Source organism: Ochrobactrum sp. XJ1 (assembly GCF_024701725.1).
Lineage (GTDB): Bacteria > Pseudomonadota > Alphaproteobacteria > Rhizobiales > Rhizobiaceae > Brucella > Brucella anthropi.
Window position 1 is genome coordinate 126214 of sequence record NZ_VDGD01000004.1, and the last position, 25815, is coordinate 152028.

Below are 25815 nucleotides of genomic sequence, written 5' to 3' on the forward strand. Positions count from 1 at the left end.
TAAAGCCAAATTGATGTTCGTATTTGTTCGTTCTGGCGCTTTTAGTCGCATTTCGCGCCATATGTAAGACCCGTCAGCGAAATAAGCCGAAACACGTGTCACAAAGTGCATTTCGGTCCGATAATAGCCTTATTCAAGAACTAGCAACGGAATTACTGGAACTATTCCTCTTCCCCCCTCGTTTCGTGGTCCATGCGCATCCTGTCCCCCCGCCCTGTTCTTTTGTCCGCCCTGGTTCTGGCTACCTGTGCCGCACAGGCGGAACCGGTATCCACAAAGCCGCAATATGTGCTGATTTCCTTCGATGGCGCACATGACAATGCACTATGGACCCGCTCGCGCGAGCTGGCGAAGAAAAACAACGCTCATTTCACCTATTTCCTTTCCTGCGTCTTCCTGATGACCAAACAGGACCGGCGCGATTACAAGCCGCCCCATAAGCGGGCCGGTTCGTCCAATGTCGGCTTTGCGCTCGGCCGCGACGAAGTTGTCGCCCGCCTTGGCAATATCTGGCAGGCTCATCTGGAAGGCAACGAGATCGCCAGCCATGGCTGCGGTCATTTTGACGGCACTGACTGGTCGACCGCCGACTGGGACAAGGAAATCAAAGAGTTCCGCCGCATTACCGCTGACGCCTACAAGAATAATGGCATCAGTGGCGAGCCGGAAGGCTGGCGTGATCTTGCGCTGAAGGGCATCGACGGGTTTCGCGCGCCCTATCTCGCCGCATCGAAGCCGGTGCAGGATGCGCTCAAGGCAAACGGTTTTCGCTATCAGGCATCGTCCATCACGCGTGGCCCAGAAGAGCCAACCCTTGCCGGTCAGTTTGCTTCATTTGGATTGCCGCTTGTTCCGGAAGGCCCGTCGCAACGCCCTATCGTGGCAATGGACTATAATCTTTATGTCCGTCACTCGAAGGGCAAGGAAGCGCCACAGCAATCGGCAGCTTTCGAAGAACGGGCATACAAGGCTTTCCGCACGGCATTCGACAAGCAATATACCGGCGAGCGCATTCCGCTCCAGCTCGGCTTCCATTTCGTGCTGATGAATGATGGCGCCTATTGGCGCGCCATGGAGCGGCTCGTAACGGAAGTCTGCACCAAGCCCGACGTCAAATGCACAACCTACAGCGATTATCTGGACAGTCTCGACAAGGATGCCGTCCATGCAAGCCAGAACAGGTCGTAATCGTCCCCTTAAGCTGAAGGCGTTGCATCAAGATTTGCCTGATCGAGCGACGGCAGCGGCTCGTCGCGGATAACCGCCTCGAAAGCTCTCAGACGCTTGTAGATCGACAGCAATTCGATGATCGTCGTCCATGAGTTGACGAGATACTGGAACGATCCCTGCACCTGCGAAAAGACATTCGTGATCTGGTTCATCAGGCCAAGCGTCAGCTTGCCAGCCACAATCGACGGAACAAGGATCAGCGTCGGGAAAATATTATCGGCCTGAATATAGAAAATACGGGCGACGTTGAAATAGACATAGTGGAAATAGAGCCGGAAATAATTGTGCCGGACATTGCGGAACAGCTCGCCCAGCGTGACCGGTTGGGCACGATCCGCATGGTCTTCACCATAGACCAGTTCCTTGCGGTAGGCCGCTTCGACGCGCTGATTGTTGAACTCCAGCCCCGGCAGCTTGATACCAACCAGCGCCAGAAAACCGGTGCCGAAAGCAGCCCAGAAAATCGCTGCCACGACCAGCGCATGCGGCACCATGCCAACCACCGGCAGCTCACTGACCTTTTCCGAAAAACTGAACAGGACCGGCAGAAAGGCGATCAGCGTCATCACCGATTTAACGAGGCTGACACCAAGCTGTTCCAGCGTCGTGGAAAAGCGCATCGTGTCTTCCTGCACGCGCTGTGCCGCACCTTCGATGGAACGCAGTTTCGGCCAATGACTGACGTAGTATTCATTCATCGCCGAACGCCAGCGGAAGATATAGTGGCTGACGAAAAACAGGCTCAGAACACCGACAGTCACACCGATAAAGGCTATTTCGGCAAATGTGACCATGCCCCAGTAAAAGTCGGAGGCGCTGACGGCTCCGGGCGATGTGAGTGCCTTTTGAACCAGATCGTAGAACGGCCCATACCAGGCATTGACCGCAACGCTGACCTGCACGCCGAAATAGGTAGTGAACAGGATCAGTGCCGATCCAAGTATGGACCAGCGTTGCCACGGGTGCGGTGAAAACCAAGCCCAGAAAAGATAGAAGGCGAATGTCGCCACCGCGAAATATATATAGAACCAGAGAAACGGCGCCGACCAGAACAGGCTCGCACCGATAATCGGCGCTGCGTCTTGCGCCAGGGGTGGCAGGCCGAATATGGCACCCAGCCTTTCCCCTCCTTCATACCAGCCAAGCACCGCAAGCAGGCTCCAGACGAGCGCGGACCAGAAGAACAATTTCGGGCGGGGAAAGAACGACACAAACACTGAATTTCAGTCCAACTTCGTGAGGAATTTTCCGCATATGAAGCCGGTTCTCGCGCCTTTACCAGTTAAATTCCTGTAAGGTTTCAGCCCGATGTTCTGGCGCCGCGTCCTGCCATGATGCCAAGCACCGCGACGACCACCAGCGAGAACGCTGCGGCCAGACTTGCCGAAGTAAACGAACCGGAACGCTGCGCCATGAAGCCAGCCACCAGCGGGCCGATGATCTGGCCAATGCTGAAGCAGACCGTCATCCGCGCCAAAGCGCGTTTTGGCGAAGCCGGTGCGAGTGTGCGGGCGATCTGCAATCCGAACGCCGTCAATGCCATGAAAGTGATGCCCAGAAGCGCGCCGCCCACCAGAGGCCCGAGCGGAGGAGCCAGAACCACGCTCGCGGCAACGCCGACAGCTTCCAGAATGCCTGTCAGGGCAAATGCATTGAAAAGGCCGAATTTCCTGGCAGCCGGTGCCCACAGCCAGATCGAGGGCGCAGCCGTCAGGCCGGTCACAACCCAGACAGCCGCTTCCATCAGCGGGCCGCCATCGGTCGCGCGCACGATTGCAATCAGGAACGTTGCCGTGATCACGTAGCCAAAGCCGAAAATGCCATAGGCCAGCGCCAGTGCGTTGAAGGCGAAGCTCTTGGGGAGCGGCGGTTCACGCGTGCCACTGTTTCCGCCAACCGGCCCTTCCCTGACGAAAGCGCCAACCAGAACAACCATGACGATGGTCAGAACCGCAGCGCCGATCCAGTCGGCACGCCAGTCAAGCCCGGCAAAACGGATCAGCGCTACAAGAACGGCAGAGAGTGCAATACCACTGCCGACACCGCCGAAATGCAAGGCTCCAAGCCCCGCTCTTTCCGCCGCCGTGACATGGCTCAGCACGATTGCCGTGCAGAGGATCATCGTCACCGCACTGATGAAACCCGCCGCAAAGCGGATGATGGAGAACAGCCAGACACCGTCAAAAAGCGCCATGGCGGCGCACAGCAATCCGCTGATGGTCAGACCCGCAATCACGCTTTTCCGCTCGATGCCCGCAGACCATCCGTAACCGGCAACGACTGCCCCCAGCAGATAACCGATATAATTTGCCGATGCGATAAAGCCTGCATCGGCGGCAGTGAAGCCAATATCGGCCATCATTCCCGGCAGGATCGGCGTATAGATGAAACGCCCGATCCCCATGGCTGCGGCCATAGCCAGAAAGCCGCCGAAAGCATAGCGGACGGCAGTGCAATGTTGTGGGGATGCGGGCTTGGTCATCTCTAGGGAGGTCTCGGTCATTGGCGGGAAAATAAACCTCAATCATCCAAGGACAATTGAATTTTTCTGATCGCATCGATCACGGGGATTGAGGCTGCAACCACAGAGTTGGATTTGAACTCTATCGAAGCAGACCTACAATAGACTGAATACACTCTTGATGGAGGATCAGGATGAAAAGATCGGGACTATCCGTTTGCCTGTTGGCCGCCGTTACAATCACCGCCACGGGTACCGTTCAGGCGCAGGAACTGAAGACGATGGACGATGTCGGCGGCGCTCTGAACGCCTGCTGGTCGCCGCCTTCAGACAGCAAAAACTCCGCCGTTACCCTCAGCTTCAGCTTCAAGCGTGACGGAAGCCTGATAGGACCTCCCCGCGCCAGCGCGATCAACGTTCAAGGTGATGACAAGGCGAAAAAGGCATTCGTGGACGCTGCAATTGAGGCGGTTGAAAAATGCGCGCCGCTCAAACTTGCGCCATCACTCGCGCAAGGTATCGGCGGAAATGTCTTCACCATGCAGTTTCATTCGTCTGATTAATCAAGACGTCCGTTTTCAAATAAGGTCTTGCGAATCACATAAGTGTGCGCTTATGTGATTGCATGACTGAGAACGATACATTCAACGACATATTCAGGGCGCTTGCCGACCCGACCCGCCGGATGATTTTCGAAAAGCTGGCATCGGGCAGCATGAATGCCAGTGCGCTGCGGGAGGGCATGGAGATCAGCCAGCCCGCCATATCGCAGCATCTGGCCGTGTTGCGCGGTGCTGGACTGGTGCGGGAGGAACGCGAGGGGCGCTTCGTCAATTACCAAGTCGATCCGAATGGACTGACGCTCATCGCAAACTGGCTTGCAAAGTATCGCGCCTACTGGCCGAAACGTATCGACGCTCTCAAAACCTTGCTGAAGGATATGGACCAATGACCGACCGGCAGGAAGAACCACGCGAGAAAGGCATCGAGCTTGAATATGAGCTGGATGCTGCGCCGCAGAAAGTGTGGCGTGCGATCAGCATTCCGGAGTTTCGCGAAAACTGGCTTCCATCCGAGGCGTTGGCCGATTCGGAGCCAGCATCCTGCAAGCCCGGCAAGGAGATCAGCTACCGGATGCGGGAAAGCGAACCGCCTTTTCTGGAAAGCATCGTCACGTTCCGCATTGTGCCGGGCGTTTCCGGTGGCACCTATCTGCGCGTCATCCATGAACTAAACGACGCACGGCTGAAACGCACCGTGGCAGTTGCCGCCAACAGCAACTGGGCCACCATGATGCGCGCCGCCTAAACCATCTATCCCGGAATTTATGGCAGAGAGGAGTTCGCCGATGCGCGAAACGATGCAACTCGTCCCTATGGTCGTGGAACAGTCGAGCCGTGGCGAACGGTCGTTCGATATCTATTCGCGCCTGCTGCGCGAACGGATCATCTTTCTCAATGGTGAAGTGAATGACACCGTATCCGCGCTTATCTGCGCACAATTGCTGTTTCTGGAAGCGGAAAATTCCAAACAGCCGATCAATCTCTATATCAACTCGCCGGGCGGCGTTGTGACCAGCGGCCTCGCGATCTACGACACAATGCGCTATGTCCGTGCACCAGTGCACACGCTTTGCATGGGGACGGCCCGCTCGATGGGCTCTTTCCTGTTGATGGCAGGGGAACCCGGTCATCGCGCGGCCCTTCCCAACGCAAACCTGCTTGTCCACCAGCCCTCCGGTGGCTTTCAGGGGCAGGCATCGGATATCTTCATCCATGCCGAGGAAGCGCAACGAACCAAGCGGCTGATGACGCGTCTTTATGCCGAACATTGCGGTCGCACCTATGAAGAGGTGGAACGCGCCCTTGACCGCGATAATTTCATGACTGCGGAAGCCGGTCTCGAATGGGGATTGATCGACCGCATACTGGAACGGCGTGAAGTTCCAGCGGCGTGACGTCTTTCTGCAGCAGCGGTGCGCGTCCACCTATACTGCAGTTGGCTTTTCTTCAGTCTTCCTTCCGGCGATGGGAACACTGTCCGGAATATCGGAATGCAGGAAGTGCAGCAGCGTATCCTGAACCGATAACAGCCGGTGCGCGCAATCGCGCCAGCCGAACGGAATGTCTTTTGGCATGGGCGGGACTCGGCCTGGTTCCTGCCCTTCCTCCAGCTCGCAATTGGCGATGACAACCTGCAGGGCCTCCGTCAGCCAGGGCGGCGGTGGGGCCTCCTTCTTTCGCAGCGCATTGCCCAGCGCTTCACCGAACAGCAGCGCCGATGCGTAAAGGCGGATGCCACGCCGGTCGTACCGACCCGCCATTTCCGTAACCTCGCGCGCCACCAGCCGACCACGCAGCGACCAGCGCGCATTGCTGCGCGCCAGCGCAATACCGTCGCCGAGGGCGATCACTGCCCGGTGCGCGGATGTGAACTGGTTGATTGCACTCTGGGCGCGCACGAGGTCCTGTTTTTCGAGCGCCACTGCCGATTGCTTGAGTCCGTTGGCAAGACGGTCAAGCAGGCCGCGGACGGCCTTGTCGATCAGCAGCACGGGGCTTGGCGTCATCAATATCTGGCTGAACAGCAAGCCGACACCGGCACCGACCAGAACATCGACCAGCCGCGTTATACCGGCGACTTGCGGTCCCATGGCGAGAACCAGAATCGCAGAGACACCCGACTGGATGGCAATTGCCGGAGCCATGCCGAAAGAGGTCGCCAGCACCATGGCGACGAACGTCACTATGCTTGTGTGGAAGACCGGAACCGTTTCCGGCAAGAGCAGCGAAAGTTCTCCCACCAGCACGCCGGTCGTGACGCCGACCATCACCCCTATCGCCTGCTTGCCATGGTTGGGCAGGTTCGGTGCCAGACAGATCACGGCCGTGACCATGGCAAAGACAGGTTTCGGCTGCCCCAGCGCCAACTGGCAGATCAGCCACGCGACACCGCCTGCAAAGGACGCGATCAGGGAGTCACGCCAACTTACCGACCATTGCTGAACGACCTTATTCGCGCGCTGCCGCATAGATCTCTCCATCTGCTTATCGGCAGCTATCTATGGCAGCGCTCCTCTGCCTCAAGACTTGAAGAAACTTTCATATAGTTCCGGCTTGAAACCGACCGTCAGCTTTCCGTCCTTGTCGAGAACCGGACGCTTGACCATGGATGGCTGTGCCAGCATCAGCGCCCGCGCCTTGGCGGCATCGACGTTCTGGCGTTCTTCCTCGGGCAGTTTGCGAAACGTCGTTCCGGCCCGGTTGAGCAATTGTTCCCACGGAACGCTTTTCAGAAAGCGGTCGAGCGTTTCGCCGTCGAGCCCTTCCTTCTTGTAATCGTGAAATGCGTAGTCGATGCCATGGTCTTCAAGCCAGGTGCGCGCCTTCTTCATGGTGTCGCAGTTCTTGATACCGTAGATGGTCACGCTCATATCCGACTCCTTTGATCGTTTAGAGCGTGATGTTTTCAAGTTGAACCATTATCCCGCTCTAAACTTTTGTTTGAGCATGATTTTATCCGAAAACCGGTTTCCACTTTTCGGAATCATGCTCTAGCCGCGATCAAAGGCGATCGAAACCTCGGTTTCAACCTCTATCTGGAATCGTGAAAGATTATGCCCAGCGTATGCCGCTGGCCGGATCGGATACGGCTGACACCGTGCCGCATCTTGACGCGATAATCGCCGCGTGCGCCCTGCATCGGACGATCATTGACCGCAAAAACCACACCATCCCCCTGACGGAGCGGCACGACCTCCGCACGGCTCTGCATCCGGGGGCGCTGTTCGGTCAGCACGAATTCCCCGCCCGTAAAATCCTTCTCCGGTTCGGAAAGCAAAATCGCAACCTGCAACGGAAATGCGATATCGCCGTAAATATCCTGATGCAGGCAATTATAGTCACCCTCTACATACTGCAGGATCAGCGGTGTCGGACGGGTTTGCCCTGCCGCGTGGCACCGGTTCAGAAATTCGTCATGGGTCGGAGGAAAACGGACATCCGATCCCAGTCTCTCACTCCATCGATTGGCGATGGCCGCAAGCTGCGGATAGAGCGTCTGGCGCAGATTCCAAATTAAGGCAGGAACGGGATTTGCGTAATATTTGTATTCTCCGCGTCCAAACCCGTGTTTTCGCATCGAAATAACGGTTCGAAATGCGGCCATATTGTAGTAGCCGGCGGCTAAATCGCGGCAATCCTGTGGCGAAATTATGTTTTTAAGGATTGCGGCGCCGAACTCGTCCAGTTCGGCGCCGATTTTTTGCCAGTCATAGGCAGGGATATTATCCGCCTGAATGGGTTCATTTCTGTTCATGCCTGGCTCTCCCGCTTCAGGAGATCGCGCTTGCGCTCGACGCCCCAGCGATAGCCGGAGAGGCCGCCATCGTTGCGCACGACCCGGTGGCACGGAACCGCAACAGCAATCTTGTTGGCCGCGCAGGCCTGTGCCACCGCCCGCACCGATTTCGGCGCGCCGATGCGCTCGGCAATCTCAGTGTAACTCACTGTTTTTCCCGCAGGAATTTCGCGCAAGGCCTGCCAGACGCGCTGCTGGAACGCGGTTCCCTGCAGGTCGAGTGGCAGGTCGAGGCCGATGCGTGGCGCTTCGACAAAACCGACCACTCCCGCCACCATATTCTCGAACTCACGGTCCGCACCAATGAGATTGGCCTGCGGAAAGCGCTTCTCCAGATCGCGGATCAGTTCCTCGGGATCATCGCCCATCAGAATAGCGCAGACACCCTTGCCGCTTGCGGCCACCAGAACGGCCCCGAGTGCCGACTGACCGATGGCGAAACGAATATCCGCATTCTTGCCACCTTGCTTGTAAGCCTTTGGAGTCATTCCCAAAATCCCGTCCGAAGCCTCATAAAATCGGCTGCTGGAATTGTAACCGGCATCATAGATGGCGTCGGTTACACGGATTTCCGGTGCATCGAGCGCCGCCCGCATCTTCTTTGCACGATGCGCATCCGCATAGGCTTTCGGGGTCAGTCCCGTGAACTCTTTGAAAACACGATGGAAATGGGCAGGACTAGCCTTCACGGAAGCCGCTATTTCTTCAAGGGAGGGCACTTCTTCCGCCGTCTCGATGAAGCGGCAGGCGGCAGCTACCATATCGGCGTAACGGGTGCTGTTCTGCGTCGCCAACGTCTCGGAGAGATTCGGCTTGCAACGCATGCATGGCCGGAAGCCAGCGCGTTCTGCATCCTCGCAATCGTCGAAGAACTGCACATTTTCGCGTTTTCCACGCCGCGACGGGCATGATGGACGACAATAGACGCCCGTAGTGCGCACGGCATAGACAAATGCACCGTCCGACGCCTTGTCGCGGTCGAGCACTTTCTGCCAGCGGTTTTCATCAGGGTCGAGGGTCTTCATGGTCATAAGGTTCATGTTTGTGTTCCTTCAATATGAGCATGAAGGAAGGCTAATGCCACCGCGTCGAAGCTACACTCCGCTGCTTGCTTTCAAATTCGAAACAGTGCCGTTGCACAGTCTGTTCACAAATAAGGATCATGCAAGCTCCCGGCTTTTATACCATGATATGAAAGATAAACAGGGAGAAGACCATGACGACAATCGGCTTCATCATCGATGGTAAGGAAACTGTATCCGCATCGGGCAAGACATTCGACCGCAACGACCCGGTCACCGGAAAAATCGCCACGACCGCACCGGCGGCCAACCTAGCCGATGTCGATGCGGTTGCAAAATCTGCCGCGAAAGCCTTTGAAAGCTGGTCTGAAACCGGCCCGAACGAGCGTCGTTCGCTTCTGAACAAGGCGGCAGACCTGATGGAAAGCCGGGCCGATGAGTTCACCCGTCTCATGCTTGAAGAAACCGGGGCAACTGCCCCTTGGTCGGGTTTTAATGTCCATCTTGGGGCCGGTGTGCTGCGCGAAGCTGCCGCGCTCACAACACAGATTACCGGCGAAATCATCCCTTCCGACAAACCCGGCATCGTTTCCATGGCCGTGCGCCAGCCTGTTGGCGTGGTGCTTGGCATGGCGCCGTGGAATGCACCGATCATTCTGGGCGTGCGCGCAATAGCAGCGGCACTTGCCTGCGGCAACACGGTTATTCTGCGTTCGTCCGAATCCTGCCCCGGCGTTCATCACCTGATCGTCAAGACACTCAACGATGCGGGCTTCCCTGCCGGTGTGGTCAATGTCATTTCCAATGCACCCGAGGATGCACCGGAAATCGTCGCAACCCTTGTTGCCCATCCTTCCATCCGCCGTATCAATTTCACCGGCTCCACCCATGTCGGCAAGATCATCGCCAGACAGGCCGCAGAACATCTGAAGCCGGTGCTGCTGGAACTGGGTGGCAAGGCCCCCTTCATCGTGCTGGAGGATGCCGATCTTGACCAGGCAGTTGATGCTGCGGCTTTTGGCGCTTTCATGAATCAGGGTCAAATCTGCATGTCCACGGAACGTTTCATCGTGCATGAGAAGGTGGCTGATGCCTTCGCGGAGAAGCTTGCAGCCAAGGCAAAATCCCTGCCTGCCGGTGATCCGCGCGGCAACGTTGTTCTCGGTTCGCTGGTCGACCTCAAATCGGCTGAGCGCATGGATGCGCTCATCAAGGATGCGGTGGCGAAAGGTGGCAAGGTTCTGGCAGGTAGCAAGCGCCAAGGTTCGATCGTCGAGGCGACGATCATCGATTACGTGACGCCGGATATGAACATCTATGTGCAGGAATCCTTCGGGCCGGTAAAACCCATTATTCGCGTCAAGGATGCCGAAGAGGCGATCCGCGTGGCAAACGACACCGAATATGGTCTGTCATCGGCCATCTTCAGTCAGAATGTGAAGCGCGCAATGGCGCTATCGAAAAAGCTTGAAACCGGCATCTGTCACATCAACGGCCCAACGGTTGCCGACGAAGCGCAAATGCCTTTCGGCGGTGTAAAGTCTTCCGGTTATGGCCGTTTCGGCGGAAAGGCCGTCATCAACGAGTTTACCGATCTGCGCTGGATCACCATCGAAGGTCCGCAGCATTATCCGTTTTGAAGCAAGAAAGGGCGGCATTTCAACTCCGCCCTTTGACAAATGGTATTTGAATTAGGCCTTGCGCGCTTCCTTGATCGCTTCGATCAGTTCCGGCTCTTTCATGACCCCGCCATAAAGCTTGGTGCCGATAACGAAGGAAGGCGTACCGCCGAAATTGAAGGCTTCGCCCTGATCCATGTTGCGCTCAAGAATGGCGTTGATGCGCTTGGAATCGGCTTTATAGGCTGCATTGAGCTTTGCCGGATCAAGCCCACCCTTCTTCAGCGCCGCATCCACCTGTTCCGGCGTAAGACGACCGGGCGTTGCCATCAAGGCTTCCATGGCCTTTACATAGTTGCCTGACTTTTCCGCAGCCAGAACGAGACGTGCGGCATAAGCCGACGTGTCGCCGAAGATGATCCAGTCCTTCATGACAAGGCGTACATTGCCGTCATTCTTGATCACGCGCATCAGCTCGCCATGCCCCTTCTTGCAATAGGGGCATTGGTAGTCGAAATATTCCACGATGGTCACGTTGCCGTTCGGATTGCCCAGAACCGGAATTTCCTTGTCATAGAGCACTTCCGCAACCGTCGGCACGCGCTGCGCAAGGCTTTCGCCGCCTGAAATCGCAATCGTTGCGGCACCGGCTGCCGTTGCGGCCAATATCTGACGACGGTTCATCATGAGCTTGCTCCTTTGCCCGATTGGGATTTATCCAACACGACGACACGCGCACCGGCGGTGGCGCGCTTGTAGAGATCGAGAATGTCCTGATTGTAGAGACGGATGCAGCCGGACGACGCAGCCTTGCCGACGGACCAGGGCTCGTTGGTGCCGTGGATGCGGTACAGCGTGTCCTTGCCATCACGATAAAGATAAAGCGCACGGGCACCGAGCGGGTTGCGGATGCCACCCTCAAGGCCATTCGCATATTTTGCGTAATGCTCCGGATTGCGCTTGATCATGTTGGCTGTCGGCGTCCAGCGCGGCCACTGCGACTTGTATGCAAGCTTGGCATCGCCCTTGAAAGTCAGACCAGCGCGACCAACCCCCACAGAATAACGGATCGCCTTGCCGCCCGGCTGCACGAGATAGAGATAGCGCGCATAGGGATCGACCACGATGGTGCCAACCGGCTCCGTCGTGGCATAATCGACTTCCCGGCGCAGATTGCGATCCGCAATCTTGCTGAGATCAAGTGCCGGAATGAGATTGCCGCGGTCGTTCACCGCGCCATACATGGTCTCATACTCGCTCTTGGCCGTTTGTACTTCCGGCGCCGGTTCGCTGACCGGTTCAACGGCAACAGGCTCCGGCGTGAAAGCAACAGTCTGCGGCATGGTAACGGCAATCGGTCGATCTGCGGATGCGGTCGTACATGCTGCGGCAGCAAAAGGCAGACAGGCAACCACAGCCATCCGTAGCAGCGATCTCCGTGCATCCGGCTTTTCATTCAGTACCATCAATTTCCTTGCCCCCGGGCCATCTTGAAATCCTTTATTTCTAGAGCATTTCCTGTTTTTCCTGAGCCATCGGAAATGCTCTATCTCTTGTTTTTTCGCATTATCCGACGCAAAACCGCTTCGCAGTTTTGCTGGAAATGCTCTAGTCAGCGCTCACAAGGCCTACCGAACGTTCGATAGAGGCGGTCGTGACATCGCCCACCAATCTGGTCCCCTCCGGTTCTTTGCTGATGCGATCGAAGAAGATCATCGTCGGCGGGCCGGCGACACCAAGCTTTGCCATAAGATCGGCATTGCCGCTGGTAAGCTGCGAAATATCCGCCTTGATGAGCTGATAGTCGCCCAGCACCTTCTTCACGCTCGCGTCGGGCAAAACCCGGCGCTCCACGGTGGAGCAGCTTACGCACCAGTCCGCCGTGAAATAGACAAGCGTCGGCTTGTCGCCGCGCGCTTCAACAAGTTTCTCCTGAAGGGAAGAAACAGTCTCGACCGGCGCAAATTGCAGCGCGGCCAGATTCTGGTTGCCGCCACGGTTACCGAATGCGGCCAGCGGTTGCAACGGGTCTTTTCCGCCCGAAGCCACGCCGAGCATCAAAATGACGCCGTAAACGAAGGCTGCGGTGCCTATTGTGCGCGCTACAACGCTGCGCCCCGGAATCCTCAGAAACGCGAAACTTGCAGCCCCGAAAAGCAGGAGCGCCCACAGCACCATGTCCACGCCGGGCGGTAGAAGCAGGGCGGCCATGAAGATTGCGGTTGCCAGAAAACCGAAGCCGAAAATCTGCTTCACCGTTTCCATCCATGCGCCTGCGCGCGGAAGCGTGCCAGCGCCAAGCGTGGCGAAAGCAATGAGCGGCAGTCCCTTGCCAATACCGAGCGCAAAGAGCGCGGAAGCGCCCAGAGCCACATTGGCCGTCTGCGCAATATAGAGCAGCGCGCCTGCAAGCGGTGCCGTCACGCAAGGGCCGACAATCAGCACGGACGAGAAACCGAGAATGGCAGCGGAACGTTTGGAACCTGTCCGTCGGCCCCCACTCTGTCCAGTGCGCGACGAAATTGCGCTGACCCATGAATTTGGAAGCTGTATCTGGAACAGGCCGAACATGGAAAGCGCCAGAAGCGTGAATAGTCCGGCCAGTGCAAGCGCAGTCCATTTCGACTGCAGCACCATCTGCAGATTCTGCCCCGACCACCCTGCAATTGCACCCACCAAGGCAAAACCCAGTGCGAGACTGACGACGTAGACGGCGGAAAGCACGAAACCACGCTTTGCCGTCAGCTTTTCACCTTCGCGGGCCAGCGTTCCGGCAAGGATCGGATAAATGGGAAACACGCACGGCGTGAAAGCAAGCAGAACACCAAAAGCCAGAAACGCCGCGATCACCAGCCCGGTGCCGCCCTGATCGAGCAGCCCTTCGACCATGCCTTTTTCGGGTGCAAGGGCAAACGCCGTATTCTGCTCAACGGTTGGCATAGCAGCTGGAGCAAATACCGATGCCTGCGTCAGCGCTTTGGCCTTCTGCCCCATTTCGCTGGATATGGCGAGCGTGACCGGATCGACTGTTCTGGTTTCCGGACGGTAGCAGATGCCGTCTTCCTGACAGCCCTGATAGGTCAGTTCCACCGGCTGTGCATCTGCTTTCACACTTGCTGTGGCATGGGTGTAATAGACTTCAAGCCGTCCGAAATTCGGATCGTCCTTGGGCTGGCCGGGCTGCGTATCGACGGCAAGCGCATTTCCCTGCCCGTCCTTCGCCTCGATGTGATCGCGATAAAGATAGTAACCGTCCGCGATCTGCCAGTTCAGCACGAGACGGCCATCCGTATCCTTCAGCACACTCAGGCGAAAAGCCTGATCGACTGGCAACGGGTTCGCTGCCGATGCCGGGCCGAGCGCAAGAAACAAACTGATGAATAAGCCAGCGAGGCCCGTAAAGAAACGCATTACGATTTTCCGCATAAATTCGATTCGGACAAATTGATCATGTTGCAAAAGGCGAATGCTCCGGCCACCTTAAGACAGCCTTAAGCTGGCGCGGTGAAAAGCCCGTATGCTTCTAATTGTCAATGAAGGCGGAAACAGGAACTCATGCGCATACTCGTGGTAGAAGACGACGCGATCCTCCTCGACGGACTGACCGTAGGGTTGGGGCTTGCCGGTTTCACCGTGGATGCCGTTTCCAATTGCGGCGATGCGGAAGCAGCCCTTGCCGCCCAGAACTATCATGCCGTGGTGCTCGACCTGATGCTGCCCGATGGCTCGGGCCTCGACATCCTCAGAACGATGCGGCGCGGCCGCGACGAGACACCGGTGCTGCTGCTGACTGCCCGCGATCAGGTGCCCGAGCGCATTGCCGGCCTTGATGCAGGTGCCGACGATTATGTCGGCAAGCCCTTCGACCTGCATGAGCTTGCAGCCCGCGTGCGCGCGGTCGCCAGGCGCGGTGCAGGGCGCGCCAATGCCCTGCTTGAATGGCGTGGCGTGGAACTGGACCCTGCGGAGATGTCGGTGCTGCTCCATGGTGAACCCGTCAGGCTGACCCGACGCGAATTCTCGGTCCTGCGCGCCTTGATGGAACGACCGACCGCAACCTTCTCCAAATCCTCACTGGAAGAAGCGCTTTATGGCTGGCAGGAAGAAGTGGAGAGCAACGCGGTGGAAGTGCATATCCATCATCTGCGCTCGAAACTCGGTTCGGATTATATCGAAACGGTGCGTGGGGTCGGCTACCGTCTGGCAGGGGCAAGCGCATGAACTCCATCCGCAGTCGCCTGACCGGCATCCTGATCGGCGTTACCTGCCTTGTCTGGCTTTTCGCGGTGGTATGGATCCATATCAGCACCCAGTCACAGCTTGAAAAAGTACTCGATGCGCGCCTGATGGAGGCCGCACGCATGGTCAATTCGCTTTTGACCGAGCACCGTGTGGAGGTTGGCCCGGAAGGCGACGGCGGGCAATTGTCGCTGAAGCCAATGCCGGATTTTCCGCTTTATGACCGGCAGCTGTTCTGTCAGATATGGGCGCTTGACGGCAAGCTGGTGGGACGTTCCGAAAGTGCACCCGGCGTGCGGCTCACCAATGTCGCAAACGGCTTTTCCGATACGGAAGTTGCGGGCGATCGCTGGCGTGTATTCGCTGTCGAAAATACCCAGCTCGGCCTGCGTGTCATGGTCGGCGACAGCCTGAGCGTTCGTGAGAGGCTGGTGCAGAACGTCGTGGCGGGCCTCGTGCTGCCAGCCCTGCTGATGCTACCTGTTCTGGCGCTCATGATCTGGCTGTGCGTGCGACGCGGTCTCGACCCGCTGAGCCGCCTTGCGTCCGTGCTTTCCAAGCGGCAGGCGCAGGATCTGCGACCGCTGCCCGAACAGAACCTGCCCAAGGAGATCGCACCCGCCGTCACCGCGCTGAACGGGCTTTTCCATCGCGTTGAAGAGGCTCGCGAGCGCGAGCGCAACTTTGCGATCTTTGCCGCGCATGAGCTGAAGACGCCGCTCGCCGGACTGAAGACGCAGGCACAGATTGCCGAAGGTGCGAAGGATGAAAAAATGCGCGCCAATGCAGTGCGCCAGATCGCGGCGGGCGTCGACCGCACCAGCCGCCTCACCAACCAGCTTCTGGATCTGGCAGCGCTTGAAACCAGTGATGAGACTGAAGCACCAGCATGCGAACCTGTGTGCCAGCTTCTGGTTGCGGTTTCCACCGACATGCGGATGCTGGCAGTCCAGCGCGGCATTTCCATCGAATTGCCAGACAACATGCCGCTGGTGCAGTTGCCCTCCCCGCATCTCTTCACGCTTGCTGCCCGCAACCTGATCGAAAATGCCGTCAATCACTCGCCCAGGGATGGCGCCGTGCGCTGCCGGATCGAAGCTGAAGCGGGCAAAGTCAGGCTCACTGTCGAGGATAATGGACCTGGCATTCCCGACAGCGAAATGCCACACGTGACCGAGCGTTTCTTCCGCGGCGCGCATCGCAACGAAACCGGCAGCGGCCTTGGCCTCGCAATTGTGAAAATGGCGGCAGAACGGATGGGTGGCGAATTGCAGCTGCAAAACCGCTCACAAGGCGGGTTAAGCGCATCAATCATCGTGCCGGGCACGATTGTCGAATGACATAATACTGCGTCCCGCATCATGATCCGGCTGAAGCGGAATATTGACGAATCCTGAGCAAGGCTCTCTTCCCTATTTTTCGGGCCTTCTGGCAGCTGTCTTTGATTTAGATCAATGACAGCTGCTCTCTAAGCGCTGATAGGAAACCTATCGCTATTGCTGTCTCATCCGAGATGGCTCTTGTCATGCGCTGCGAGGGGATTTCATGAACTACGCCGCTGGAACAGTCCTTTCCGGTCTGGGAGCACTTTTTGCCGTGCTTCTGGCCGGATTTTCCCATGATGAGCTGTTCAGAACCCATATGTGGATTCTGTTCGCTACACTGGCCATCTTCACCATTCTTCTGATGCGAAATGCCGATTACGGCCTGACGCCGAAAAAGGTCGACCAGTCCACCTATATGGACGGCCCGATCCGATACGGTGTCATCGCGACGGTTTTCTGGGGAGTGACCGGTTTTCTGGTCGGTGTGGTTATCGCCGCGCAGCTCGCCTTTCCAGATCTCAATCTGGAACCTTACCTGAACTTTGGCCGCCTGCGTCCGCTGCATACCTCTGCGGTTGTTTTTGCGTTTGGCGGAAACATCCTGATCGCGTCATCGTTCTATGTCGTGCAGCGCACTTGCCGCGCCCGCCTCATCGGCGGTGATCTCGCATGGTTCGTATTCTGGGGCTATCAGCTCTTCATCGTCATGGCTGCGACCGGCTATCTGCTCGGCATCACGCAGAGCCGTGAATATGCAGAACCGGAATGGTATGTCGACATCTGGCTCACCATCGTCTGGGTCGCCTATCTGGTCGTGTTCCTCGGCACGATCCTGAAGCGCAAAGAGCCGCATATCTATGTGGCGAACTGGTTCTACCTGTCCTTCATCATCACCATCGCCATGCTGCACATCATCAACAATCTGGCGATCCCGGTCTCCTTCCTCGGCGTGAAAAGCTATTCGGCTTTCTCCGGCGTTCAGGATGCTGTGACGCAGTGGTGGTATGGCCATAACGCCGTTGCCTTCTTCCTGACCGTGCCATTCCTGGCCATGATGTACTATTTCGTGCCCAAGCAGGCAGAGCGTCCGATCTACTCCTACCGCCTGTCGATCGTGCACTTCTGGTCGATCATCTTCCTCTATATCTGGGCTGGTCCGCACCATCTGCATTACACCGCCGTTCCCGATTGGGCGCAGACGCTGGGCATGGTGTTCTCCATCATGCTGTGGATGCCGTCCTGGGGTGGCATGATCAACGGTCTGATGACGCTTTCCGGCGCATGGGACAAGGTCCGTACCGATCCGATCATCCGCCTGATGGTTGCAGCTATCGCCTTCTACGGCATGGCGACCTTTGAAGGCCCGATGCTTTCGATCAAGGCCGTCAATTCGTTGTCGCACTATACGGACTGGACCATCGGTCACGTTCATGCGGGTGCGCTCGGCTGGAACGGCATGATCACCTTTGCCGCCGTCTATTATCTCGCACCAAAGCTGTGGAACCGCCAGCGGCTCTATTCGATCCGCATGGTCAACTGGCACTTCTGGCTGGCGACGCTCGGCATCGTTCTCTATGCGGCGGCCATGTGGGTTGCCGGTATCCAGCAGGGCTTGATGTGGCGCGAATACGACGATCAGGGCTTCCTCGTCTATTCCTTCGCGGAAACCGTGCTCGCCATGTTCCCATATTACGTCATCCGTACGCTTGGCGGCGTGCTCTACCTCGCCGGTGGCTTCGTGATGGCCTGGAACGTCTATCAGACCATTCGCGGCAATCTGCGCAACGAAGCCCCAATGGGCGGTGCGAAGCCTGCAACTGGCACCACCATGCAGCCTGCCGAATAAGGAGCGTGTGATTTATGTCGATACTAAAGAACCACTCCAAGCTGGAGAAAAACGCAACGCTGCTGCTGATCGCATCGCTCGCCGTGGTCACGGTCGGTGGCATCGTTGAAATCGCGCCGCTCTTCTATCTCGAGAACACAATCGAGAAGGTGGAGGGCATGCGCCCCTACTCGCCGCTGGAACTCGCGGGCCGTGACGTCTATGTGCGTGAAGGCTGCTACCTTTGCCACAGCCAGATGATCCGTCCGTTCCGCGACGAGGTGGAACGCTACGGTCATTACAGCCTTGCTGCGGAATCCATGTACGATCATTCGTTCCAGTGGGGTTCCAAGCGCACGGGGCCTGACCTTGCGCGCGTCGGTGGCCGCTATTCGAACGAATGGCACGTGCAGCACCTTGTCCGTCCGCGTGACGTGGTGCCGGAATCGGTCATGCCAAGCTACGCCTTCCTGAAGAACCGTCCGCTGGACGCCTCCAACATTGCTGGCAATCTGAAGGCTAATGTGGCGGTCGGCGTGCCCTACAGCCAGGAAATGATCGACAGCGCGCTGGACGATCTTAAGGCACAGGCTACGCCCGATGCCGATACTTCCGGTGTAGAGGCCCGCTATCCCAAGGCCAAGCTCGGTGATTTCGACGGCAATCCGCAGATGATCTCGGAGATGGACGCACTCATCGCCTATCTCCAGATGCTCGGCACGCTGGTCGACTTCTCGACCTACGACCAGTCCCCCAAAGCGAGATAAAGCGGAGATTTAGCGATGGATTACAATACCATGCGCACGTTCGCCGATAGCTGGGGTTTGCTCGGCATGGCGCTCTTTTTCCTCTTCGTCGTCTTCTACGCCTTCCGGCCAGGCAGCAAGCAGATAGCCGACCACGCGAAGGACATTCCTTTCAAGGATGACGCAAATGACTGACAAGCAAATTGACGATGTCACCGGCGTAGCGACGACCGGCCACGAATGGGACGGCATCAAGGAACTCGACAATCCAATGCCCCGCTGGTGGCTGTGGACATTCTACGCCACCATTTTCTGGGCGATCGCCTATGTCATCGCCTATCCCGCCTGGCCGCTGATTTCCAGCTCCACCGGCGGCGTGCTCGGCTGGTCGAGTCGTGGCGCCTTCTGGGAAGAAACCGCCAAGATCGACAGCGAGCGCCAGGGCATTATCGACCAGATCAAGGCCAAGGACGTGCACGAGATTCTGGCTGATGAAAACCTGCGCCAATATGCGATTGCCGGTGGCGCTGCTGCCTTCCGCGTCAACTGCGTGCAGTGCCACGGTTCTGGCGCACAGGGCGCACCCGGCTATCCGAACCTCAACGATGACGACTGGCTGTGGGGCGGTTCCATCGACGACGTTCTGACGACCATTCGTCATGGTGTGCGCTCGAAGGACGATGCCGACACCCGCGTTTCCGAAATGCCGGCTTTTGTCGACGTGCTGGAACCACAGCAGATTCGCGATGTCGCTGCCTATGTGGTGAGCCTCTCCGGCACGCCGCACAATCCGGAAATGGTGCCGGAAGGCAAGAAGGTGTTTGCCGAAAACTGTGCTGTCTGCCATGGCGCGGATGCCAAGGGCCTGCGTGAGTTCGGTGCGCCGAACCTGACAGACGCCATCTGGTTCTATGGTTCCGGCGAGGACGCCATCGTGCGTCAGGTATCGCATCCCAAGCATGGCGTCATGCCTGCATGGGAAACACGCCTCGGCGATGCGACCGTCAAGCAGCTTGCCATCTTCGTCCATTCGCTGGGCGGTGGTGAGTAACAATAACTGCCCCCCGCATCGGAACCGATGCGGGGGCCAGATGCTCCCGGCTTAAACGGCAGGTCGGGATACACTTCAAACCACTGCATTGGAACGGACGGCGAATAACCACCCCGCTCTCAATTGTTGCAAGTGCGATCATTCCGGGAAACCAGCTTCTGTCTTTCCGGGATCACGCTTCAGGAGCAAGGCAAATGTCAGACGATGTCGAACGCATTGACGTTCAGGCAGTCAATTCCCCCAAGACCCGGCAGTCGCTTTATGCGGCGCGGGTGAAGATTTTTCCGAAGCGTGTGCAGGGCGAGTTCCGGCGCTTCAAATGGATTGTCATGCTCATTACACTGGGCATCTACTATCTGACGCCCTGGCTGCGCTGGGATCGCGGTCCCTATGCGCCCGATCAGGCGGTGCTGATCGATCTTGCCAATCGCCGCTTCTATTTCTTCTTTGTCGAAATCTGGCCGCAGGAATTCTACTACGTCGCAGGACTGCTTATCATGGCGGGTCTCGGCCTGTTTCTTGTAACCTCCGTCGCGGGCCGCGCCTGGTGTGGATATACATGTCCGCAGACCGTCTGGGTCGATCTCTATCTGGTCGTCGAGCGCGCCATCGAAGGCGACCGCAATGCGCGCATGAAACTCGACAAGGCACCTTGGACCTTCGACAAGGTCTGGAAGCGGGTTGCCAAACACTCCGTCTGGATCGTCATCGGTGTTCTGACCGGCGGCGCATGGATTTTCTATTTCGCCGATGCGCCGAAGCTGCTCATGGATTTCGTGACAGGTCAGGCCGCACCCGTCGCCTATTTCACCGTCGCCATCCTCACCGCCACCACCTATATTTTCGGCGGGCTGATGCGCGAGCAGGTCTGCACCTATATGTGCCCGTGGCCACGCATTCAGGCTGCGATGCTGGACGAAAATTCGCTCACCGTCACCTATAATGACTGGCGCGGCGAGCCACGCTCACGCCATTCCAAGAAGGCGATTGCCGCAGGCGAAACCGTGGGCGACTGCGTGGATTGCAATGCCTGTGTCGCTGCCTGCCCGATGGGTATCGACATTCGCGACGGCCAGCAGCTGGAATGCATCACCTGTGCGCTGTGCATCGATGCCTGCAATTCGGTGATGGACAAGATCGACAAGCCGCGCGGTCTCATCTCCTATGCAACGCTTGCCGATTACGACTTCAACATGGCGCTGGCGACCAATAATGGCACGGCTCCTATCGATCCGGCACGCGTCTACAAGGCGCCGAACAGCTTCTCGGACAAGGTGCAGAACCTGTCGTGGAAGAAGGTGTTGCGTCCGCGCAGCATGTTCTACTTCGCCGTATGGGCGCTGATCGGCCTTACACTCGTCATCTCGCTTTCGACGCGCCAGCGCATCGGCATCAACGTGTTGCATGATCGCACGCCGCAATATGTGCTTTTGTCGGACGGATCGATCCGCAATGGCTACACGGTCAAGCTGCTCAACATGATCCCGACGCCGCGCACCTTCCGCCTTTCCATTGAGGGCCTGCCGGGGGCAACACTGACGGTGCAAGACGAAACAGCGGATACAAACGGTAATTACGATGTTCCGGTGGAGCCGGACCGTCTGAAGACATTGCGTGTCTTCGTCACCATGCCGCATGATGCGATTACCGATCATCGCAAGGACTATGAAATCGAAGTGCGTGACGCAAACGGTGCGGAACATGCACGTTACAAGGCAACTTTCATGGCACCGGAGGGCAGATAATGTCGATCAAGTCGAAAACTCCAGGCACGTTTACCGGCTGGCATATGCTGGGCATCATGCTCGCTTTCTTCGGTGTCATTATCGCCGTCAATCTGACCATGGCCTATAATGCCATCCATAGCTGGAGCGGGCTGGTGGTGAAGAACACCTATGTCGCCAGTCAGGAGTTCAACGACAAGGCACAGACCGGCAAGGAGCAGGCCGCGCTGCAATGGCAGTCGAAGCCTGCTTTTGAAAGCGGCGTCTTCACCTGGCAGCTGGCCGATCGTGACGGCAAGGCCGTTGGCCTGACCGGTGGCACGGTTGAGTTCAAGCGCCCGGTTGGCGATGTGAACGACACCAAGGTCACGCTGACAGTCCGCGAACCCGGCATACTGACCGCTCCGCTGGAACTTGGCGAAGGCGCCTGGATCATGGAAGTGAATGCCGATGCCGGTCTTGAAGACCCCTATCGCCACATCATCCGCGTTCTTGTGAAGGACGGGAGGATACTATGAGCTGCTGCGTCGAGAATGCACAGATAGCGACCGTCGTTCAGGCCGTCTCTGTAGATGAAATGCAGGTCGCAAGCCGTGCGCTTGGAGACGGCTTTCGCCAGCTCGACCTGTCGGTTCCCGGTGTTCATTGTGGCCTGTGCATCAAGAACATCGAGGAGACACTCGGCAAGATCGCGGGCGTTGCCTATGTCCGCGTCAACCTGACGGCGCGCCGCGTCACCGTGCGCTGGAAAGATGGCGAGACGCCGCCAGATGTGGTCAATCCGCTGCGCAGGCTCGGTTATGAAGCGCATATCTTCGACATGGCGCAGGACAAGGATCCGACCTTCACGCGGCTCCTGATCGCACTTGGCGTCGCGGCCTTTGCTTCGAGCAATGTGATGCTTTTATCGGTCGCGGTCTGGTCGGGCGCGGATGCCGCGACGCGCGACATGTTTCACTGGATTTCCGGCCTTATCGCCCTGCCGACGCTGATCTATTCAGGCCGCATTTTCTTTGTTTCAGCTTGGAATGCACTGCGCGCACGACGCGTGAACATGGATGTGCCGATTGCACTCGCAATCACGCTTGCCTTCGGCATGAGCGTTTATGAGACGATGAACCATGGCCAGCACGCCTATTTCGACGCATCGGTGACACTGCTGTTCTTCCTGCTGATCGGCCGCACGCTCGATTACATGATGCGCGCCCGTGCCCGTTCCGCCGTGCGCGGTCTGGCGCAGCTCGGCAGCCGCGGCGCGGTGGTGATCGGCGAGAATGACGAACGCAATTACCTGCCGGTCAACGAAATCCGCCCCGGAATGCGCATCATCCTTGCAGCAGGTGAGCGCGTACCTGTCGATGCCAAGGTGGAAGAAGGCCGTTCAGAACTTGATTGCGCCATTGCATCGGGTGAAAGCGATGCCGTGCCTGTCGGGCCCGGCTCGGATATCCGCGCAGGCACACTTAATCTTTCCACGCCTCTTATCATCCGCGCGACAGCGGAAGCCAAGGATTCCTTCCTCGCTGAAATGGTGCGGCTGATGGATGTCGCCGAAGGTGGCCGCGCTTACTATCGCCGTCTCGCCGACCGCGCTTCTGAACTCTACGTGCCGATGGTCCATACGATTGCCTTTGCGGCCTTTGTCGGTTGGATGATCTACACCGGTGGCGACTGGTATCGCTCCATCTATATCGCGATCTGCACCCTCATCATCACCTGCCCTTGCGCGCTCGCCCTTGCAGTGCCGATTGTGCAGGTGGTTGCGGCCCGTCGCCTGTTTGAAAACGGCATCATGATCAAGGACGGCTCCGCCATGGAGCGGATGGCCGAGATCGACACTGCCATTTTCGACAAGACCGGCACATTGACCCTCGGTCAGCCGAGACTGATTGATGCCGATGCGATTGATCCCCACAATCTCGAAATCGCAGCCGAGCTGTCGCTTTATTCGCGCCATCCTTTGTCGCGCGCACTTGCGCTGTTCTCGGGCGCAAAACCGATGACCGCATTTACCCGTATCGAGGAAGTGCCGGGCGCAGGCATCGAAGCAGAGCTCAACGGCTCCATCTATCGGCTTGGCAAGCGGGACTGGGCGGATGGTACCGCTGTCATGCCTCATGCAGATGGCCCCGAAACCTGTCTTTCCATTGATGGCAAGCTGGTTGAAACCTTCCGCTTTGAAGATCAGCCGCGCGAAGACGCTGCCGGAGCCATCGCCACACTGAAGCGCAACGGCCTGAAGCTTGGCATCATTTCCGGCGACAGGCTGCCTGCCGTCGAGAGGCTTGCAGGCTATCTCGGCGTCGACAATTTTCAGGCTCAGGTACTGCCTGCCGATAAGTCGGAGCTGGTGCAGAAGCTGTCGAGCGAAGGCAACAAGGTTTTGATGGTCGGCGACGGATTGAACGATGCTCCGGCCCTTGTCGCCGCCCATGTTTCCATGGCCCCGGCGACGGCAGCCGACATTGGCCGCAATGCAGCGGATTTCGTCTTTCTGCGCGAAAGCTTGTCGGCAGTACCGCTTGCCTTTGCCGTCTCGAAGGAAGCGGGCCGGTTGATCAGCCAGAATTTTGCGCTTTCCATCGGCTATAATATCATAGCCGTGCCGATTGCGATTTTCGGCTATGTCACCCCGCTGGTGGCTGCACTTTCGATGTCGCTGTCGTCCATCGTAGTCGTCAGCAACGCATTGCGGTTGCGGGCCGGAAAACAAAAGCAACAGACGCAGAAGACTATCGCGCCTGTTGCTATCATCAAGGAAGCGCACAAATGAGCGGACTTCTCTTTCTCATTCCCATCGCGCTGTTTCTGGGCCTGCTTGGCCTTGTCGCCTTTCTCTGGTCGTTGAAGAACGGCCAGTACGACGATCTGGATGGAGCAGCCAGTCGCATCCTGTTGGACGACGAGTCTAAGCCACTATCAAAATAGCTCTGAGATCATTGACATTCGTGCCGGTTGGCCCCGGTACGAACAGATCGCCGATGGCGTCGAATGCCGTCCATGCATCATTGGCGTTGAGCCGCGCCGCGCCATCCTCGCCCGCTTTTTGCAGACGCAAAACAGTGGAACCATCAGCAAAGGCTCCTGCATTGTCCTCCGATCCGTCGATACCATCCGTGTCGGCGGCCAGCGCATGGATATTGTCATAACCATCAATATCGAGGGCAAAAGACAGCAGGAACTCGCTGTTGCGTCCACCCTTGCCGCCCTTGCCGCGAATGGTGACGGTCGTCTCACCGCCTGACAGAATGACCACTGGCTTCCTGAATGGGCGGTCACGGTCGGCCACCTCGCGGGCAATCGCCGCATGAACATGCGCCACTTCCCGCGCCTCGCCTTCCATCGCATCGGAGAGAATCACCGCTTCGACGCCATGACGCGCGGCTTCCTTCACTGCCGCTTCCAGCGAAACAGCAGCGGAAGCAATGACGCGCACTTCGTTCCTCGCAAAAACCTTGTCATCCGGCTTTGGCGCGTGAGCCTTCTCGCTCTTGATGTGCGCAAGCACAGCATCGGGCAGTTCCAGTCTATAGCGTTCGATGATCTTCAAAGCCTCATCGCGGTTTGTCTCGTCCGGCACAGTTGGGCCGGAAGCCACGAAGGCCGGATTATCGCCCGGAATATCCGAGACAACGAGCGAGAACACCTTTGCCGGATGGGCGGCTGCGGCGAGCCTGCCACCCTTGATCGTCGACAGATGTTTGCGGACCGCATTCATCGCCGAAATCGGCGCACCCGACGCAAGCAGGATCTTGTTGACCGCGATTTCGTCCTCAAGCGTCAGCCCGTCCGGCGGCGAGGGCAACAAGGCAGACCCACCACCGGAAACAAGCGCCACCACGAGGTCATCTTCGGTGAGGTTGGACACAGCATCGAACAGTCGCTTCGAGGCTTGAAGCCCTGCAGCATCGGGAACCGGATGCGCGGCTTCGATGATTTCGATACGCGCGCAGGGCGCGCCATAACCATAGCGCGTGACCACAATACCCTCGATTGGCGCGTCCTCGCCCTCATGCCGCTCAGCCCAGGCACACTCGAAAGCCGCCGCCATCTGCGCCGAGCCCTTACCCGCACCGATGACAATCGTGCGTCCCTTCGGCTTGGCCGGAAGATTGGCGCGGATCACCAGTTCGGGATCGGCAGCCGCAACAGCGGCATCGAAAAGGCTGGTCAGAAATTTCTTTGGATCGGCAATCGTGGTCATGAGTTTCCCG

The 25815-nt window shown here is 57.9% G+C and carries 26 protein-coding genes; 16 read left to right on the forward strand and 10 right to left on the reverse strand.

Annotated elements, in window-relative coordinates; translation table 11 throughout:
• Positions 1 to 192: 192 nt before the first annotated feature.
• Positions 193 to 1188 (forward strand): polysaccharide deacetylase family protein, encoded by a 996-nt coding sequence (locus tag FG152_RS08305; RefSeq protein WP_151606472.1) that lies wholly within the window; start codon positions 193 to 195, stop codon positions 1186 to 1188.
• An 8-nt stretch (positions 1189 to 1196) separates the two neighbouring features.
• Here FG152_RS08305 and sbmA read toward each other — a convergent pair whose 3' ends face one another.
• Both sbmA and FG152_RS08315 read right to left on the reverse strand, forming a co-directional pair.
• Complete coding sequence (gene sbmA / locus FG152_RS08310; RefSeq protein WP_029925644.1) at positions 1197 to 2447, reverse strand: peptide antibiotic transporter SbmA; 1251 nt, start codon at positions 2445 to 2447, stop codon at positions 1197 to 1199.
• Between the two features lie 83 nt (positions 2448 to 2530).
• Positions 2531 to 3712 carry a YbfB/YjiJ family MFS transporter gene (locus FG152_RS08315; protein WP_151606529.1) on the reverse strand — a complete coding sequence of 394 codons (1182 nt, stop codon included), beginning with the start codon at positions 3710 to 3712 and terminating at the stop codon, positions 2531 to 2533.
• Between the two features lie 173 nt (positions 3713 to 3885).
• Here FG152_RS08315 and tolA point away from each other — a divergent pair, with 173 nt between their 5' ends.
• The 4 genes from tolA to FG152_RS08335 all read left to right on the forward strand — a co-directional run bounded on the left by tolA (position 3886) and on the right by FG152_RS08335 (position 5648).
• Positions 3886 to 4254: a cell envelope integrity protein TolA gene (gene tolA, locus FG152_RS08320; RefSeq protein ID WP_029925648.1), complete on the forward strand. Its 369-nt coding sequence runs from the start codon at positions 3886 to 3888 to the stop codon at positions 4252 to 4254.
• 62 nt (positions 4255 to 4316) lie between these two features.
• Positions 4317 to 4643 (forward strand): ArsR/SmtB family transcription factor, encoded by a 327-nt coding sequence (locus tag FG152_RS08325; protein WP_029925650.1) that lies wholly within the window; start codon positions 4317 to 4319, stop codon positions 4641 to 4643.
• Positions 4640 to 4999, forward strand: a complete 360-nt coding sequence (locus FG152_RS08330) for an SRPBCC family protein (RefSeq protein WP_029925653.1) — start codon at positions 4640 to 4642, stop codon at positions 4997 to 4999. The genes FG152_RS08325 and FG152_RS08330 overlap by 4 nt, the downstream gene beginning before the upstream one ends.
• Before the next feature lie 40 nt (positions 5000 to 5039).
• Positions 5040 to 5648 (forward strand): ATP-dependent Clp protease proteolytic subunit, encoded by a 609-nt coding sequence (locus tag FG152_RS08335; protein WP_010658303.1) that lies wholly within the window; start codon positions 5040 to 5042, stop codon positions 5646 to 5648.
• Positions 5649 to 5678: 30 nt separating this feature from the next.
• On the opposite strand, the gene FG152_RS08340 is transcribed toward FG152_RS08335, so the two are convergent.
• The 4 genes from FG152_RS08340 to ada form a co-directional block, all read right to left on the reverse strand.
• The gene (locus tag FG152_RS08340; RefSeq protein WP_498985862.1) at positions 5679 to 6722 is read right to left on the reverse strand and encodes an FUSC family protein; all 1044 of its coding nucleotides are present in this window, start codon (positions 6720 to 6722) and stop codon (positions 5679 to 5681) included.
• 51 nt (positions 6723 to 6773) lie between these two features.
• Entirely contained in the window at positions 6774 to 7124 is a 351-nt protein-coding gene (locus FG152_RS08345) for an ArsC family reductase (RefSeq protein ID WP_010658301.1), read from the reverse strand.
• A 161-nt stretch (positions 7125 to 7285) separates the two neighbouring features.
• Positions 7286 to 8008: a 2OG-Fe(II) oxygenase gene (locus tag FG152_RS08350; RefSeq protein ID WP_498985866.1), complete on the reverse strand. Its 723-nt coding sequence runs from the start codon at positions 8006 to 8008 to the stop codon at positions 7286 to 7288.
• Positions 8005 to 9090, reverse strand: a complete 1086-nt coding sequence (gene ada / locus FG152_RS08355; RefSeq protein ID WP_498985869.1) for a bifunctional DNA-binding transcriptional regulator/O6-methylguanine-DNA methyltransferase Ada — start codon at positions 9088 to 9090, stop codon at positions 8005 to 8007. The genes FG152_RS08350 and ada overlap by 4 nt, the downstream gene beginning before the upstream one ends.
• A 176-nt stretch (positions 9091 to 9266) precedes the next feature.
• Between ada and FG152_RS08360 the strand changes: the two genes are divergently transcribed.
• Positions 9267 to 10712 (forward strand): aldehyde dehydrogenase, encoded by a 1446-nt coding sequence (locus FG152_RS08360; protein ID WP_498985872.1) that lies wholly within the window; start codon positions 9267 to 9269, stop codon positions 10710 to 10712.
• Between the two features lie 51 nt (positions 10713 to 10763).
• Here FG152_RS08360 and FG152_RS08365 read toward each other — a convergent pair whose 3' ends face one another.
• The 3 genes from FG152_RS08365 to dsbD all read right to left on the reverse strand — a co-directional run bounded on the left by FG152_RS08365 (position 10764) and on the right by dsbD (position 14102).
• Complete coding sequence (locus tag FG152_RS08365; RefSeq protein WP_040129858.1) at positions 10764 to 11378, reverse strand: DsbA family protein; 615 nt, start codon at positions 11376 to 11378, stop codon at positions 10764 to 10766.
• A complete protein-coding gene (locus FG152_RS08370; protein WP_226622396.1) occupies positions 11375 to 12157 on the reverse strand; it encodes a L,D-transpeptidase in 783 nt (260 codons plus the stop codon). The genes FG152_RS08365 and FG152_RS08370 overlap by 4 nt, the downstream gene beginning before the upstream one ends.
• A 142-nt stretch (positions 12158 to 12299) precedes the next feature.
• Entirely contained in the window at positions 12300 to 14102 is a 1803-nt protein-coding gene (dsbD, locus tag FG152_RS08375) for a protein-disulfide reductase DsbD (RefSeq protein WP_498985877.1), read from the reverse strand.
• Positions 14103 to 14246: 144 nt separating this feature from the next.
• Between dsbD and FG152_RS08380 the strand changes: the two genes are divergently transcribed.
• The 10 genes from FG152_RS08380 (at position 14247) to ccoS (ending at position 24529) form a co-directional block, all read left to right on the forward strand.
• Positions 14247 to 14912, forward strand: a complete 666-nt coding sequence (locus FG152_RS08380) for a response regulator (RefSeq protein WP_454502853.1) — start codon at positions 14247 to 14249, stop codon at positions 14910 to 14912.
• Positions 14909 to 16270, forward strand: a complete 1362-nt coding sequence (locus FG152_RS08385; RefSeq protein ID WP_010658293.1) for an ATP-binding protein — start codon at positions 14909 to 14911, stop codon at positions 16268 to 16270. The genes FG152_RS08380 and FG152_RS08385 overlap by 4 nt, the downstream gene beginning before the upstream one ends.
• Before the next feature lie 205 nt (positions 16271 to 16475).
• Positions 16476 to 18101 carry a cytochrome-c oxidase, cbb3-type subunit I gene (gene ccoN, locus FG152_RS08390; RefSeq protein ID WP_010658292.1) on the forward strand — a complete coding sequence of 542 codons (1626 nt, stop codon included), beginning with the start codon at positions 16476 to 16478 and terminating at the stop codon, positions 18099 to 18101.
• A 14-nt stretch (positions 18102 to 18115) separates the two neighbouring features.
• Positions 18116 to 18847, forward strand: coding sequence for a cytochrome-c oxidase, cbb3-type subunit II (ccoO, locus tag FG152_RS08395; RefSeq protein WP_010658291.1), 732 nt, complete (start codon positions 18116 to 18118; stop codon positions 18845 to 18847).
• 15 nt (positions 18848 to 18862) lie between these two features.
• Positions 18863 to 19021, forward strand: a complete 159-nt coding sequence (locus FG152_RS08400) for a CcoQ/FixQ family Cbb3-type cytochrome c oxidase assembly chaperone (protein WP_010658290.1) — start codon at positions 18863 to 18865, stop codon at positions 19019 to 19021.
• Positions 19014 to 19877, forward strand: a complete 864-nt coding sequence (gene ccoP, locus FG152_RS08405; RefSeq protein WP_010658289.1) for a cytochrome-c oxidase, cbb3-type subunit III — start codon at positions 19014 to 19016, stop codon at positions 19875 to 19877. Before FG152_RS08400 ends, ccoP begins: the two co-directional genes overlap by 8 nt.
• A gap of 194 nt (positions 19878 to 20071) precedes the next feature.
• Positions 20072 to 21622 carry a cytochrome c oxidase accessory protein CcoG gene (gene ccoG, locus FG152_RS08410; protein WP_010658288.1) on the forward strand — a complete coding sequence of 517 codons (1551 nt, stop codon included), beginning with the start codon at positions 20072 to 20074 and terminating at the stop codon, positions 21620 to 21622.
• Positions 21622 to 22119 (forward strand): FixH family protein, encoded by a 498-nt coding sequence (locus tag FG152_RS08415; RefSeq protein ID WP_010658287.1) that lies wholly within the window; start codon positions 21622 to 21624, stop codon positions 22117 to 22119. The genes ccoG and FG152_RS08415 overlap by 1 nt, the downstream gene beginning before the upstream one ends.
• Positions 22116 to 24374 carry a cation-translocating P-type ATPase gene (locus FG152_RS08420; RefSeq protein ID WP_498985884.1) on the forward strand — a complete coding sequence of 753 codons (2259 nt, stop codon included), beginning with the start codon at positions 22116 to 22118 and terminating at the stop codon, positions 24372 to 24374. Before FG152_RS08415 ends, FG152_RS08420 begins: the two co-directional genes overlap by 4 nt.
• Positions 24371 to 24529, forward strand: coding sequence for a cbb3-type cytochrome oxidase assembly protein CcoS (gene ccoS, locus FG152_RS08425; protein ID WP_010658285.1), 159 nt, complete (start codon positions 24371 to 24373; stop codon positions 24527 to 24529). The genes FG152_RS08420 and ccoS overlap by 4 nt, the downstream gene beginning before the upstream one ends.
• Here ccoS and FG152_RS08430 read toward each other — a convergent pair.
• The gene (locus FG152_RS08430) at positions 24510 to 25805 is read right to left on the reverse strand and encodes a glycerate kinase type-2 family protein (protein WP_010658284.1); all 1296 of its coding nucleotides are present in this window, start codon (positions 25803 to 25805) and stop codon (positions 24510 to 24512) included. The genes ccoS and FG152_RS08430 overlap by 20 nt on opposite strands.
• Positions 25806 to 25815 lie beyond the last annotated feature (10 nt).

Excerpts from the sequence above, each read along its gene's own strand:
- ccoS (WP_010658285.1), top strand. The coding sequence starts at position 24,371 with ATGAGCGGACTTCTCTTTCTCATTCCCATCGCGCTGTTTCTGGGCCTG.
- FG152_RS08340 (WP_498985862.1), bottom strand. The coding sequence starts at position 6,722 with ATGCGGCAGCGCGCGAATAAGGTCGTTCAGCAATGGTCGGTAAGTTGG.
- ccoG (WP_010658288.1), top strand. The coding sequence starts at position 20,072 with ATGTCAGACGATGTCGAACGCATTGACGTTCAGGCAGTCAATTCCCCC.
- FG152_RS08330 (WP_029925653.1), top strand. The coding sequence starts at position 4,640 with ATGACCGACCGGCAGGAAGAACCACGCGAGAAAGGCATCGAGCTTGAA.
- FG152_RS08430 (WP_010658284.1), bottom strand. The coding sequence starts at position 25,805 with ATGACCACGATTGCCGATCCAAAGAAATTTCTGACCAGCCTTTTCGAT.
- FG152_RS08380 (WP_454502853.1), top strand. The coding sequence starts at position 14,247 with ATGCGCATACTCGTGGTAGAAGACGACGCGATCCTCCTCGACGGACTG.
- dsbD (WP_498985877.1), bottom strand. The coding sequence starts at position 14,102 with ATGCGTTTCTTTACGGGCCTCGCTGGCTTATTCATCAGTTTGTTTCTT.
- FG152_RS08420 (WP_498985884.1), top strand. The coding sequence starts at position 22,116 with ATGAGCTGCTGCGTCGAGAATGCACAGATAGCGACCGTCGTTCAGGCC.
- ccoP (WP_010658289.1), top strand. The coding sequence starts at position 19,014 with ATGACTGACAAGCAAATTGACGATGTCACCGGCGTAGCGACGACCGGC.
- FG152_RS08415 (WP_010658287.1), top strand. The coding sequence starts at position 21,622 with ATGTCGATCAAGTCGAAAACTCCAGGCACGTTTACCGGCTGGCATATG.
- ada (WP_498985869.1), bottom strand. The coding sequence starts at position 9,090 with ATGAACCTTATGACCATGAAGACCCTCGACCCTGATGAAAACCGCTGG.
- FG152_RS08315 (WP_151606529.1), bottom strand. The coding sequence starts at position 3,712 with ATGACCAAGCCCGCATCCCCACAACATTGCACTGCCGTCCGCTATGCT.
- FG152_RS08335 (WP_010658303.1), top strand. The coding sequence starts at position 5,040 with ATGCGCGAAACGATGCAACTCGTCCCTATGGTCGTGGAACAGTCGAGC.
- FG152_RS08350 (WP_498985866.1), bottom strand. The coding sequence starts at position 8,008 with ATGAACAGAAATGAACCCATTCAGGCGGATAATATCCCTGCCTATGAC.
- ccoO (WP_010658291.1), top strand. The coding sequence starts at position 18,116 with ATGTCGATACTAAAGAACCACTCCAAGCTGGAGAAAAACGCAACGCTG.
- tolA (WP_029925648.1), top strand. The coding sequence starts at position 3,886 with ATGAAAAGATCGGGACTATCCGTTTGCCTGTTGGCCGCCGTTACAATC.
- FG152_RS08385 (WP_010658293.1), top strand. The coding sequence starts at position 14,909 with ATGAACTCCATCCGCAGTCGCCTGACCGGCATCCTGATCGGCGTTACC.
- FG152_RS08400 (WP_010658290.1), top strand. The coding sequence starts at position 18,863 with ATGGATTACAATACCATGCGCACGTTCGCCGATAGCTGGGGTTTGCTC.
- ccoN (WP_010658292.1), top strand. The coding sequence starts at position 16,476 with ATGAACTACGCCGCTGGAACAGTCCTTTCCGGTCTGGGAGCACTTTTT.
- FG152_RS08370 (WP_226622396.1), bottom strand. The coding sequence starts at position 12,157 with ATGGTACTGAATGAAAAGCCGGATGCACGGAGATCGCTGCTACGGATG.
- FG152_RS08345 (WP_010658301.1), bottom strand. The coding sequence starts at position 7,124 with ATGAGCGTGACCATCTACGGTATCAAGAACTGCGACACCATGAAGAAG.
- FG152_RS08325 (WP_029925650.1), top strand. The coding sequence starts at position 4,317 with ATGACTGAGAACGATACATTCAACGACATATTCAGGGCGCTTGCCGAC.
- FG152_RS08365 (WP_040129858.1), bottom strand. The coding sequence starts at position 11,378 with ATGATGAACCGTCGTCAGATATTGGCCGCAACGGCAGCCGGTGCCGCA.
- FG152_RS08305 (WP_151606472.1), top strand. The coding sequence starts at position 193 with ATGCGCATCCTGTCCCCCCGCCCTGTTCTTTTGTCCGCCCTGGTTCTG.
- FG152_RS08360 (WP_498985872.1), top strand. The coding sequence starts at position 9,267 with ATGACGACAATCGGCTTCATCATCGATGGTAAGGAAACTGTATCCGCA.